General features: G+C 75.2%; 6 protein-coding genes and 1 pseudogene. All 7 read left to right on the top strand.

Annotated elements, in window-relative coordinates; genetic code table 11:
* The first annotated feature begins 392 nt into the window (after positions 1-392).
* The gene (locus ACFRMQ_RS26920; RefSeq protein WP_380733222.1) at positions 393-1,925 is read left to right on the top strand and encodes a methyltransferase; all 1,533 of its coding nucleotides are present in this window, start codon (positions 393-395) and stop codon (positions 1,923-1,925) included.
* 271 nt (positions 1,926-2,196) lie between these two features.
* Complete coding sequence (locus ACFRMQ_RS26915) at positions 2,197-2,655, top strand: DUF3592 domain-containing protein (RefSeq protein WP_380733221.1); 459 nt, start codon at positions 2,197-2,199, stop codon at positions 2,653-2,655.
* A 447-nt stretch (positions 2,656-3,102) separates the two neighbouring features.
* Complete coding sequence (gene topA / locus ACFRMQ_RS26910; protein ID WP_380733220.1) at positions 3,103-5,970, top strand: type I DNA topoisomerase; 2,868 nt, start codon at positions 3,103-3,105, stop codon at positions 5,968-5,970.
* A 226-nt stretch (positions 5,971-6,196) separates the two neighbouring features.
* Entirely contained in the window at positions 6,197-9,754 is a 3,558-nt protein-coding gene (gene tmk / locus ACFRMQ_RS26905) for a dTMP kinase (RefSeq protein ID WP_380733219.1), read from the top strand.
* 239 nt (positions 9,755-9,993) lie between these two features.
* A complete protein-coding gene (locus ACFRMQ_RS26900) occupies positions 9,994-11,205 on the top strand; it encodes a DNA polymerase III subunit delta' (RefSeq protein WP_380733218.1) in 1,212 nt (403 codons plus the stop codon).
* 356 nt (positions 11,206-11,561) lie between these two features.
* Entirely contained in the window at positions 11,562-12,758 is a 1,197-nt protein-coding gene (locus ACFRMQ_RS26895; protein WP_380733217.1) for a hypothetical protein, read from the top strand.
* Positions 12,759-13,001: 243 nt separating this feature from the next.
* Positions 13,002-13,652, top strand: a pseudogene (locus ACFRMQ_RS26890) (hypothetical protein); the annotation flags it as partial.

Here is a 13,652-nt window from a genome sequence, read left to right as displayed (position 1 = left end):
GGCCCTGGTGTGCCCGGATGGTCGCCGTCGGGTCGGCTTGGTGTCCTGGCCGGGTGGCGGGTGAGTCGTAGCGGGGGGCTCGGCTCTGCGAGGAGTCGTGGGGCCCGGGGGCTGCCGCGCCGAGGCTCGGGGCTCGGTGGGGCGTTGCCGGGCGGCGTGGTGTCGCCGAGGCACGGTGCGCTCGGAGCCGCCGTCTCTGCGGACCGTGGCCTCCGCGGACCGCCGCACTGCCCGTCAGCCCTGTCCGCCTCGTCCGCCGTCGGGTGACACGGGGGTCCGCGCGGGGAGGCGTACGGGGGCTTTGGGGGGCGCGCGGGGTGGTGCGGGCTTCCGGCCGGTGAGCGCGGGGCGCAGCGGCGGCCGGGAGGTGGGCGGCGGGGGACAATGGCGGGGTGATCAGTAGCCCCGTTCTCGACCCGACCCGCCTCGCCAAGTTCCGCGAGGCGTTGCTCGACGCCTCGTTCACCGCCGATGGGTGCCTGGACCTGCTCGGGCCCACCGGCTATTCGGCGCTGGCCCGCAGCGAGGCGGTTCCGGCGCTGCGCGCGACGCGTGGCGGCAGCCCGCTGGAGACGCTGGTGCGGCTGTTCCTGCTCCAGCAGCCGGTCCCGTACCGGGCGGCCGCCGCCGCGCTGCCGGTGGAGGACTGCCTGGCGGACGGCTGGCTGCGCTCGGACGGCGATCTGGTGCGTGCCACGGTCGACGTCCGGCCGTACGCCAACGAGGTGGCCGGGATGCCCAGTTCGGATGCCTGGGTGGTCTCCGACCTGGGCTGCGCGGTGGGTGGCGCGGGCGGCATCGGCTCCGGTGAGACCGCGCACGGGGTGGCCCGCAAGGACCTGGTGCTGGGTGTCGGCGGTGCCTCGACCACGCTGGCCAACATCACCGTGCGCCGCCCGGTCCGGGCCGCGCTGGACCTCGGTTCGGGCTCCGGCGTACAGGCGTTGCACGCGGCTCGGCACGCGGGGACCGTCACCGCCACCGACCTCAACCAGCGCGCCCTGCGCTTCACCGAGTTGACCCTGGCGCTGTCCGGTTTCGACAGCACCGAGGTGTCCGCCGGAAGCCTCTTCGAGCCGGTCGGGGACCGGAAGTTCGACCTGATCGTCTCCAACCCGCCGTTCGTCATCTCGCCGGCCGGCCGGTTCACGTACCGCGACGGCGGCATGGCCGGCGACGACCTGTGCCGCAGCCTGGTCCGCTCGGCGGCCGACCACCTGGAGCCCGGCGGCTACTGCCAGTTGCTCGCCAACTGGCAGCACGTCAAGGGCGAGGACTGGCAGGAGCGGCTGGCCGGCTGGGTCGCGGGGACCGGGCTGGACGCCTGGGTCGTCCAGCGCGAGGTCCAGGACGTGGCCCAGTACGCCGAGTTGTGGCTGCGCGACGGGGGCGACCACCGGGGCCCCGGTGGCGACTACCAGGCCCGGTACGGCGAGTGGCTGGACGCCTTCGAGGCGGGCCGGGTCGAGGGCATCGGCATGGGTTGGATCACTCTGCGGGCGAGCGGCGCCGAGCACCCGACCGTCCGGGTGGAGGAGTGGCCGCACCCGGTGGAGCAGCCGCTCGGCCCGCACATCGAGGCCTGGTTCGACCGGCAGGACTTCCTCCGCTCGCACGACGACGCCGGCCTGCTCGCGGCCCGCTACGTGCTGGCCGACGAAGTGGTCCAGGAGCAGGTCGGCGCACCGGGCGCGGAGGACCCGGAGCACGTGATCCTGCGGCACAACCGCGGCATGCGCCGGGCCACCAAGGTGGACACGGTGGGCGCGGGCTTCGTCGGGGTCTGCGACGGGACGCTGTCGGCGGGCGAGATCGTGGACGCCATCGCGCAGTTGCTCGGCGAGGACCGGGTGGTCCTGCGGGACCGGGTGCCGGAGTCGCTGAGGCTGCTGACCGAGCAGGGGTTCATCGACCCGGTCCGCTGAGTCCGGGCCGCCGGAAACCCTGTCCACCGAGTCCGGTCCACCGAAATCCGGTTCACCGAGTCCTGGCCGTTGAGCCCGGTCGGCGGCAAGGTCGAGACCGCGGTGGCGAAGGCCGCGATGCCGAGGTCAGGCCCACTCCGGGCCGGGTCCGGTTCATGCGCCCGTACCTCCTGGTTCGTCCGGCCGCCGCTGGACGGCTGCCTCCCGTTGGTCGGCCGCTGCGAGGCTCTGTCCACAGGCTGTGGACAGAGCGGGGAGCCGGGGGCCAGGGGTGGACACGACGACGGCGATGGTGGGCGGGCTGGTGCTCGCCCTCTTCGGTGGCGTGCTGCTGCTCTGGTGCGCTGCCGAGGTGCGCCTGCGCCTGTGGGTGCGCCGCCGGGGGGTGCCGGCGGTGGCCACCGTCATGGCCGAGGACGACGTGCACGGCCAGTTGGACAGCGCGCCGTTGCTCTCCTTCTCGGTGCCGCTGTCGGCCGGGGGCACCGGTGTGTGCGGAATCGCGGGGCTCGTGGTCGCCCGCCCGCGCGGGCACACCCCGCTGCGCCGTCCTGACCGTTTCGCGCCGGGTGCCTCGGTGCGGATCTGTTACGACCCGCAGTGCCCGAGCCGGGTGGTGCTGGCGGCCGGGGAGGTCGGGCGGGCGGCCGTGGCCGACCTGCTGTGGAGCACCCTGGGCGCGGGCTGCCTGGCGGCGGGCGCCGGCCTGCTGGCCTCGGTCGGCGGCTGAACCCCGAGCCGCCCGGGCAGCCGCCCCTGGCCGCCCCGCTCGCCCGCTCGGTCCTGTCCCGTTCATTTGCCCGGGCCGTCGGGAACGAGCCCCGCCCGCCCGGGCCGTCGGGAACGAGCCCGGGGAACGCGCGCCGGGAACGCGCGCCGTCGATTCTCCGTTGACAGATCTTGAAATCCGTCATTCCATCCTCCGGAACCTGCCGAAGGCCCCCCTCCGCGCGGCGCGAACCTCCGTCATCGGGTTACCGTTCGAGTGGCGTCGGTGAGCCCGGCAAGTGAAAAAGCGGGATCCGTCCGTTTGACAAGGGTGGCCGGGGTACGGTCACACTCCGCTGGTGGGGGTGCCGTGTGGCGGCAGCCCCGGGACGGTGGAGGGGTCGGGCGGAGCGCAGCCCGTGCTGCCGGCGCCGACCAGCCACATAAGGACCGGGAGAGAAGAGCGAAGGTGTCCCCGAGCAGCGAGACCGCGCACGGACAGCGACTCGTCATTGTCGAGTCGCCGGCCAAGGCGAAGACGATCAAGGGCTACCTGGGCCCCGGCTACATCGTCGAGGCGAGCGTCGGGCACATCCGCGACCTGCCCAGCACCGCGGCCGAGGTCCCGGACAAGTACACCGGCGAGGTGCGCCGCCTCGGGGTGGACGTCGACCACGACTTCGCGCCCATCTACGTGGTCAACGCGGACAAGAAGTCCCAGGTCAGCAAGTTGAAGTCACTGCTCGCCGAGTCCGACGAGCTCTTCCTCGCCACCGATGAGGACCGCGAGGGCGAGGCCATCGCGTGGCACCTCCAGCAGGTGCTCAAGCCCAAGGTGCCGGTGCACCGCATGGTGTTCCACGAGATCACCAAGTCGGCGATCCAGGAGGCCGTGGCCAACCCGCGCGAGCTCAACCAGCGCCTGGTCGACGCCCAGGAGACCCGCCGCATCCTCGACCGCCTCTACGGCTTCGAGGTCTCGCCGGTGCTGTGGAAGAAGGTCATGCCGAAGCTGTCGGCGGGCCGCGTGCAGTCCGTCGCCACCCGCCTGGTGGTCGAGCGCGAGCGCGAGCGGATGGCCTTCCGCACCGCCTCGTACTGGGACCTGGTCGGTACCTTCGGCACCGGCCGCACCCCGGCCGATGCCGCCAACCCGGAGACCTTCGGCGCCCGGCTGTCCGCCGTCGACGGCAAGCGGATCGCCAGCGGCCGTGACTTCGGCTCGGACGGCCGGCTGAAGGCCGGCAGCGCGAACACCCTGCACCTGGACGAGCAGGCGGCCCGTCAGCTGGCCGCCGCCCTGGAGCAGACCGCTTTCGGCGTCCGCAGCGTCGAGTCCAAGCCCTACCGCCGCTCGCCGTACGCGCCGTTCCGCACCACCACGCTCCAGCAGGAGGCCAGCCGCAAGCTTGGCTTCGGTGCCAAGCGCACCATGCAGGTGGCCCAGAAGCTGTACGAGAACGGCTTCATCACCTATATGCGCACCGACTCCACCACGCTGTCGGACACCGCGGTCACGGCCGCTCGCGCCCAGGTCACCCAGCTGTACGGCGCGGACTACCTGCCGGACGCCCCGCGCACGTACGCCAGCAAGGTCAAGAACGCGCAGGAGGCGCACGAGGCCGTCCGCCCCTCCGGCGACCGCTTCCGCACCCCCGCCGAGACCGGTCTGACCGGTGACGACTTCAAGCTGTACGAGCTGATCTGGATGCGCACCGTCGCCTCCCAGATGAAGGACGCGGTCGGCCAGTCCGTCACCGTCAAGGTCGGCGGCACCTCCGCGGACGGCCGGGACGTCGAGTTCTCCGCCTCCGGCAAGATCATCACCTTCCACGGCTTCCTCAAGGCCTACGTCGAGGGCGCCGACGACCCGAACGCCGAGCTCGACGACCGCGAGCGCCGGCTGCCGCAGGTCACCCAGGGCGACCCGCTGGCCGCCGAGCGGATCACCCCGGAGGGCCACGCCACCAAGCCGCCGGCCCGCTACACCGAGGCCTCGCTGGTCAAGGAGCTGGAGGACCGGGAGATCGGCCGCCCCTCCACCTACGCGTCGATCATCGACACGATCATCCAGCGCCGGTACGTCTTCAAGAAGGGGACGGCGCTCGTCCCCTCCTTCCTCTCCTTCGCCGTGGTCAACCTGCTGGAGAAGCACTTCGGCCGGCTGGTCGACTACGACTTCACCGCCAAGATGGAGGACGACCTCGACCGGATCGCCGCCGGTGAGGCGCAGTCCGTGCCGTGGCTGAAGCGCTTCTACTTCGGTGAGGGCGAGGGCCACATCGCGGGCGGCGCCGCCGAGGCCGGCAACGGCGACGGCGACCACCTGGGCGGTCTGAAGGAACTGGTCACCGACCTCGGCGCGATCGACGCCCGGGAGATCAGCTCCTTCAAGGTCAGCGACGACATCACCCTGCGGGTCGGCCGCTACGGCCCGTACGTCGAGCGCGCCTCGGCCGTCGAGGGCGAGCCCGGCCAGCGCGCCGACATCCCGGACGAGCTGCCGCCGGACGAGCTGACCGTCGAGCTGGCCGAGGAACTGCTGGCCAAGCCCAGCGGCGACTTCGAGCTCGGCCCGGACCCGGTCAGCGGCAACATGCTGGTGGCCAAGGACGGCCGCTACGGCCCGTACGTCACCGAGATCCTGCCCGAGGGCACGCCGAAGACCGGCAAGAACGCGGTCAAGCCGCGCACCGCCTCCCTCTTCAAGACGATGTCGCTGGACACCGTCACGCTGGAGGACGCGCTGCGGCTGCTGTCGCTGCCGCGGGTGGTCGGCACCGACGCCGAGGGCGCGGAGATCACCGCGCAGAACGGCCGCTACGGCCCGTACCTCAAGCGCGGCACCGACTCCCGCTCGCTCACCGGTGAGGACCAGCTCTTCACGATCACCCTCGACGAGGCGCTGGCGATCTACGCCCAGCCCAAGCAGCGCGGCCGGGCCGCCGCCGCCCCGCCGCTCAAGGAACTGGGCAACGACCCGGTCAGCGAGCGCCCGGTGGTGGTCAAGGACGGCCGCTTCGGCCCGTACGTGACCGACGGCGAGACCAATGCCACGCTGCGCAAGGACGACGACGTCGAGACCATCACGCCGGAGCGCGGCTACGAGCTGCTCGCCGAGAAGCGGGCGCGCGGGCCGGTGAAGAAGGCGGCCAAGAAGGCACCGGCGAAGAAGGCCGCGGCCAAGAAGACGACCACGGCCAAGACCGCGGCGACCAAGACCGCGGCCGCGAAGAAGACCACCGCCAAGAAGACCACCACCAAGACGGCGGCGGCGAAGAAGACGGCGGCCAAGAAGACCGCCGCGAGCAAGACCGCCGCCTCCGAAGAGGGCTGATCGCCGGTCATCGCCGACGGGCCCGTGCCTCCGATCCTCGGGGCGCGGGCCCGGGTCCGTCCGGTCCGTGTCGGGGGTACGGGCCCGAGGCCGGGGCGGTCCGTGTCGGGGGCGCGGGCCCGAGGCCGGGGCGGTCCGTGCGGGGAACGTCACAACCCGGTGATGAGCGCGATCCGGAAGCCCGTTCGCCTCATTCCGGCCATCCGCCGCCCGCTACGCTGACCGTATGACGAGCGAGGAGCAGCCCACCCCCAGCGCCGCCCCGGCCGCCAGTGCCTGGGCGTCCGACCTGCCGGAGGTCGCGCCCGCCGGGACTCCGGCGGACCGGGCCAGGGCGCTGCTGCGGACACGTCCGTACCGGCGGCTGTGGACCACCCAGCTGATCGGCGGTACCGCCGACCGGCTCGGCCTGCTGGTGCTGCTCGCGCTCACCGTGATCGCCGTCGCCCAGGGCGGCCAGTTCGGCAGCCTGCCGCGCAGCCTCGCCTTCGCCCTGTCCGCGGTCCTCGCCGTCCGGGTGCTGGCCACCGGGCTGGTCGGGGTCGCGCTGCTCGGGCCGGTGCACCAGCTGGTCGCGGGCCGGCTGGACCGACGCTGGACGCTGTTCGGCGCCGACGTGCTGCGCGCCCTGCTGATCGGCCTCGCGCCCTGGTGGAGCGTCTGGCTGGGCTCCGCCGCGAAGCCCTCCGGGGCCGCCACCTACGTCCTGCTCGGCACGGTGTTCGTGACCGGTGCCGCCGAGCGGGTCTGGACGATCGCCAAGGACGGCGCCGTCCCGGGCCTGCTGCCGGCCGCCAACGCGCACCTCCCGGTCGCCGAGCGGCGCCCCGCCGCGGCCAACCTGGAGAGCGTCCGGAGCATCGACCGCTTCACCGGCTGGGTGACGGTGCCGCTCGGGGCCGTCGGTCTGGTGGCCCTCACCCTGCTCAACAACGTCGGCGCGGCGCTCGGGTCCGACTGGCTGCGCGCCCACCAGCTCACCGTCGCGGCGCTCGGTGCGGCCGGGCTGTTCGCCGCCGCGGCCGTCCGCGAGTACCTCCAGCAGCTGCCCGGCGGCCCGCCGACCGCCCCGGTCTCCCCGCTCCAGGGCCTGCGGGCCCCGACCGACGCGGCCCCCGGTCCCGCGCTGAGCAAGGGCCGCACCGGCAGCGCCCCGTACTTCACCTTCGCCGTCGCGGCCGGTTATGCCTCGATGGCGGGCATCGCCGCGCTCGCGCTGCTGACCGCCGCCGAACACCGCGCCGGGCCGATCGGCTACGGCCTGCTGGTGCTCGCCGCGGCCGGGGTGCCCGCCCTGGGCGCCCGGCTCACCCGGGCCACGCTGCCCTCGCTGTCCCGCCGCCGACTGCTCGCGCTGGCGCTGCTCACCCAGGGCGTCGCGCTGATCCTGGCCGGGCTGGTGCTGGACTTCGTGCTGGTCCTGCTGCTGACCGCGCTGGCCGCGCTGGCCGCCGGGATCGCCGTCTCGGCCGGGCGCACCCTGCTCGCCCAGGAGGTCGAGGAGGCCCGGCTGCCGAAGGTCACCGAGCACCTGTTCGCGGTGCTCCGGGCCGTCGTCGCCGCCGCGCTGATCGGCGTCCCGCTGATCGCCGCCGGCTACGGGGACGTCGAGTACGGCGCCCTCGAACCCGGTTCCTTCACCTTCATCCACGGCGGCGCGGCCCTGGCCGTCGCCACCTCCGGGCTGCTCACGCTGGTGCTCGCCGCCGTCGTGCTGCTGCGCACCGACGACCGGCGCGGCACCTCGCCGTTCGTCCGGGACCTGGTGGACGCGGTGCGCGGCCCGGTCGGCCCGGTGCCGCACCGGGGCGCGGGCACCGGGTTCTTCATCGCCCTGGAGGGCGGCGACGGCGCCGGCAAGTCCACCCAGGCCCAGGCGCTCGCCGAGTGGATCCGCGGCAAGGGGCACGAGGTCGTGCTCACCCGTGAGCCCGGCGGCAGCCCGGTCGGCCAGCGGCTGCGCGGCCTCGTCCTGGACGTCGGCAACACCGGGCTGTCGCACCGCGCCGAGGCGCTGATCTACGCGGCGGACCGTGCCGAGCACGTCGAGAACGTCATCCGGCCGGCCCTCGCCCGCGGCGCCGTGGTGATCACCGACCGGTACATGGACTCGTCCATCGCCTACCAGGGCGCCGGTCGCGACCTGGCCGCGACCGAGGTCTCCCGGATCTCCCGCTGGGCCACCGGTGGACTGCTGCCCGACCTGACCGTCGTCCTGGACGTCGACCCGACCAGGGCCCGCGAGCGCTTCACCGAGGCGCTGGACCGGCTGGAGTCCGAGCCGACCGAGTTCCACCAGCGGGTCCGGGCCGGCTTCCTCGCCCTCGCCGCCGCCGACCCGGCGCGCTACCTGGTCGTGGACGGCAGCCAGGCCCCCGGCTTCGTGACCACCGCCATCCGGCACCGGCTCGACCGCGAGCTGCCGCTCTCCGAGCAGGAGAAGGCCGCCCGCGCCGAGCGGGAACGGCGGGCGGAGGAGGAGGCCGAGCGCCGCGCCGCCGAGGAGGCCCGGAAGAAGGCCGAGGAGGAGGCCGCCGAGCGCAAGCGGCAGGAGGTGCTGGCGCAGCTGCGGGCCGAGCAGGCGGAGCGGGAGCGGCTGGCGAAGGAGGAGGCCGAGCGGGCCGCCGCCGAGGCCCGGCGCAAGGCCGAGGAGGAAGCACGCCGGCGGGCGGAGGAGGAGGCCGAGCGCCGCGCCGCCGAGGAGGCCGAGCTCCGGGCGGCCGAGGAGACGCGACTGGCCGCGGAGGCCGCCGAGCGCAAGCGGATCGCCGCCGAGGCAGCCGCCCAGGCCGAGCTCCAGCGGCAGCGCGAGCTCGCCCGGGAGGAGCAGCGACGCCGGGCGGAGGAGGCGCTCCAGCGGGCCGAGGAGGCACGGCTGGCGCAGGCCGCCGCGCTCGCGGCCGCGGCCGCGGCGGCGGATTCGGCGGAGGACCGGGCCGAGGGGCGGCCGGGTGCTGCTCCGGGGGCCGGGGCGGCGCTCGGGGATGACGCGACCAGGGAGCTGCGGGCGGTCCGGGACACCTCGCGGGGCGCTTCGAAGGGGGCACCGGGGGAGGCACCGGAAGAGGCACCGAAGGGCGCTCGACGGGACGAGGCGCGGGGTTCGGCGTCGGCTGCTTCGGCTGCTTCGGGTGCGTCGTCCGTGCCGTCCGTGCCGTCCGCGTCGGGTGGGCTCGGGGACGAGGCGACGCGTGAGCTGTCGCCGCGTGACCGGCAGGCGGCGATCCGGGCGGCGGAGGCCATCGAGGCGCGCAGGGCCGCCGAGGCACGCCAGGCCGCCGGCGGCGCGGTGGACGAGACGGCCGTGCTGCCGACGGTGTCGGGCCCGGCGGTCGACGAGACGGCGGTGCTGCCGAGGATTCCGGCGGAGGCCGACCGGACCGAGGTGCTGCCACGGGTCGAGGCGGATCGCCCCGCAGGACGTACCGAGGGTCGACCGGCGCGGAGCACGGGGCGCGCGGAGCCGGTGGACGGCACCCGCGAGCTGCCGGTGGTGGGCACGGAGCCTGCCGCCGAGCGGAAGCCGGGCGCCGAGCGGAAGTCGCAGCCGGGCGTCGAGCGGCCGCGGCCGGAGTGGGCCGAGGAGACTCCGCTGGACGACCTGCCGAGCCTCACCGACACCCTGCTCGGCTCGCACGACGAATGGGCGCGCTGGGAGCACGACGGCCCGGAGCACGACGGTCCGCAGGCCGGCCGGGGACAGCGCGACGGCGGCGGGGGCCACGACGGCGACACCCATGACAAGGGCAAGGGCAAGGGCCGCCGCTGGGGCCGCCGGGGCTGAGGCACGCGTGGGCGGCGCCGTCGGGGCGGGTCCCCGGCGGCGCCGCCGCGTTCTGTCGGCCCGCCCGTGCGCGCGCCGGGGGCTCGGACCGCCGCTCGGACCGCGCCGTGGCCCGGGCCGAGCCGTGACCAGGGCCGAGCCGTGATCCGGACGGAGCAGTGGGTGTCGGACCGGAGACGTATGCTCGACGGCGGGGAAGAGGCGCCACGAGCGCAGCCGTACGGAGCTTGGGAGCAGCAGTGGCCGTCTGGGACGACCTGGTGGGCCAGGAACGGGTGGTCGAGCAGCTGACCGCCGCGGCCCGGGCGGCCGGGGCGACGATCGAGGCCGGTCGCGGGGCCGCTCCGGCGGAGGGTGCGAACGCCTCCCTGATGACGCACGCCTGGCTGTTCACCGGCCCGCCCGGTGCCGGGCAGGTCACCGCCGCGCGCGCCTTCGCCGCCGCCCTCCAGTGCACCAGCCCCGACCTCGCGCTCGGTGGCACGCCCGGCTGCGGCTTCTGCGACGGCTGCCACACCGTGCTGGCCGGCAGCCACGCCGACGTGAAGTACGTCCGGACGGACGGCCTGTCGATCGGCGTCGGCGACATGCGCGACCTGGTGATGCGCGCCTCCAGCTACCCGACCGGCGGCCGCTGGTCGGTGATCCTGGTGGACGCCGCCCACCGGCTCACCGAGGCCGCCGCGAACGCGCTGCTCAAGGGCGTGGAGGAGCCCTCCCCGCGCACCGTCTGGCTGCTCTGCGCCCCGTCCGTCCAGGACGTGCTGCCGACCATCCGCTCGCGCTGCCGCCTGCTGGTGCTGCGCACCCCCGCGGCCGACGCGGTCGCCGACACCCTGGTCCGCCGCGACGGCGTCGACCCGGAGACCGCCCGGCTCGCCGCGCTCGCCGGTCAGGGCGACATCGAGCGCTCGCGCCGCCTCGCCGTCGACGAACAGGCCCGTACGCGCCGGGCGGAGGTGCTGCGCATCCCGCTGGAGGTCGCCGACATCGGCGGCTGCCTGACCGCAGCCCAGCGCCTGGTCGACACGGCCAAGGCCGATGCCGAGGCGCTCGCCGAGACCCAGGACGCCAAGGAGACCGACGACCTCAAGGCCGCCTACGGCGCCGCCGAGGGCAGCAAGGCGCCGCGCGGCATGGCGGGGGCGGTCAAGGAACTGGAGAAGCGGCAGAAGAGCCGTGCCACCCGCACCCGCCGGGAGACGCTCGGCGTCGCCCTGCTCGACCTGCTCGGCTTCTACCGGGACGTGCTCGCCATCCAGCTCGGCTCCACCGGTGTGCTCGCCAACGAGGACCAGCGACAGGCGCTGAACCGGGTGGCCCAGGCCGGCCCGGCGGAGAGCACGCTGCGCCGGATCGAGGCGGTGCTGGCCTGTCGCACGGCTCTGGACCGCAACGTCGACCCGCTGCTCGCGGTCGAGGCGATGACGGTGGCGCTGCGCGCGGGCTGAGTGCCGCCCGCGCGGTCTCGGGGCCGGGGCCCGGTGCGCTCGGGCCTGTGTCTGTTCGGGCTGCCTGGTGTTCGGCAAGGCTCGTGTTCGCTCGGGCCCGGGCTGCCTGACCCCCGGTTCGCCAGGGCTCGCTCCACCGGCGTGGTGACGTTCCGCCGAGCGAGGCCCGTACGCCTCCCGGAGCCGGTGCGCCGTCCCACCTTCGAGTGAACGAGCGACACTCGCCGCGCACACCGTCGTGTGACCGTCCGCCCGTTGTGCACGCTGGGGGCCGACTGCGCCCGCTGTCGGGGCGGTCGCCTCCCCTTCGCGCCGACTTCCGGTTCGGCGCGGCCCCTCCAGAGGTGGTGCGTCCCGTGGTTCGTTCGCTCCTCGTCATCCCCCTACTGGCCGCCGCCCTCGGCGGGATCTGGCTGGCCCGGGGCGCCCAACAGCGCTGGCGCGACCTGCGCGCCGCCCAGACCTACGAGCTGGCGGGCGACCGCTGGCCGATGCTGCTGCGGGCGGCCGGAGCGATGGTCTGCGGGGTGGGCGTCACCGCGCTGACCGTGCTCACCGCGCTCGGCGCCTTCGGCGGCCTCGGCCGGAACCCCGGGGAGCCGGACCGGGCGGAGCAGGTCGTGGACTCGGCGGGCAGGCGCTCGGGCCCGGATTCGGCCTCGGACTCGGGCCCGGGTTCAGGTTCGGGCGCCGGATCGGGGACGGCGGGCCGGCAGCAGGCGGCGCCCCCCGTGGTCGCCGACCCGGCCGCCGCCGCTGCCGCCGGTGGAGCCGCCGCGGCCTCCGCCGTGATCAGCCACTTCGACAGCGTCGGCCACCCGGGCGGCGGCGAGCTGCTCCAGTCGGCCGTGCTCGGCCCCGACGGGCAGCCCCGCAACGTCCGGGTCTGGCTCCCGCCGCAGTACGCCACGGAGCCGAGTGCCCGCTTCCCGGTCGTGGTGATGCAGGCTTCCGCGCCCCGCAAGACCGCCGACGCCGAGGTCCCGGACGTCTTCGAGGGCATCGGTGCGGCCCTCCAGAGCGGCAAGGCCCGTCCGTTCGTCCTGGTCGCACCCGAAGCGCCGAACGGCACCGGGTACCCCTGCGAGCTGGTCGCCGCCGCCCCGGCCGCGGTCGCCGACGACATGACGCTGCGCACCACCGTCGCGGCCACCTTCCGTACCCTGCCGCCCGGCCCGGCCTCCTGGGGAACCCTCGGGGTCGAGGGCGGCGCGCCCTGCGCGGCCGCCGCCGCGCTGGCCCGGCCGGACCTGTACGGGGCGGCCGCCGCGGTCTCCGGCCGGTACGACGCCGCCGCGCTCACCCAGACCGGTGCCGAGGCCCCGACCGGCAGCTCGGCGAAGCTGCTGCTGGCCGCCGCCAAGGGCGACTCCGCCGGGCTGGACGCGGCCCGCAAGCTCCAGTCCGCGCTGAAGGCAGGCCCGGGAGCGGCGGCCAAGGCCGAGGTGCGGATCTCGGACAACGTGCAGGACTTCACCCCCGACCGGGAGCGGCTGCGGCTGGTCCGGCAGGCGGCGCAGTTCCTGGCGGAGGCGCTGGCCAAGGCGTCCTGAGCGAGGCTCCGGTGGCGCTACGCTGCCCGGTGCCCGGGGTGGGCACCGGGCAGCGGCGTGTCCACCAGCCGTTCCACCAGTCCTTCGGTCGTTCGGCCGTTCGGTCGTTCCGCGTGCCGTCCGTTCGATTGTGCCGTCCGTTCGATCGTGGAGGTCGTGGAGGTCGTGGAGATGTTGGAGATGGTGGAGATCACGGATGCCGCGGAGACGGCGGACAACGCGGAGAGGCGGGAGAGGTAGCGGATGAGGTCCTTCGGTCGGGTGCGGGCACTGGCCGCGGCGCTGGTCGTCGGGCTGCTGGCGGGTGGTTGCAGCTCCGATCCGGCCGGGGCGCCGATGGCGTCCCCCTCCGGGCCGTCCTCCTCGGGCTCGGCCGCCGCCACGGCCGCGGCTCCGGCCGCCGCCACCCCGCTGGAGCCGCTGCCCGCCGCCGTCCCGGCCGCGCTCGCGCCGTACTACGCGCAACGGCCGGTCTGGCAGCCCTGCGACGGCGGGTTCGCGTGTACGACGTTCCGGGTGCCGCTGGACTACGACCACCCGGAGAACGGCGACCTCACCCTGGCGGCCGCCCGCGCGGCGCTGGAACCGGACGGTCCCGCCTCCGCTTCCCCCGGCACCCGGCTCGGTTCCCTGCTGCTCAACCCGGGCGGGCCCGGCGGCTCGGCGATCGAGTACCTGGAGGCCACCGCCCGGACGTACGACCGGGAGGTGCGCGCCCGGTACGACCTGGTCGGCCTCGACCCGCGCGGGGTGGGCCGCAGCAACCCCGTCAGCTGCCTGGGCGGCGACCGGATGGACGCCTACACCAGCGTCGACCTGGCCCCCCGCGCCCCCCCCCCCCACCCCCCCCGAACACACGCCCGCCCCCACCCCCCCCCCCCCCCCCCACCCCCC

It is taken from the genome of Kitasatospora sp. NPDC056783, from assembly GCF_042789895.1.
Taxonomy (GTDB): Bacteria; Actinomycetota; Actinomycetes; order Streptomycetales; family Streptomycetaceae; genus Kitasatospora.
This window is presented reverse-complemented; position numbering and strand designations above follow the sequence as displayed.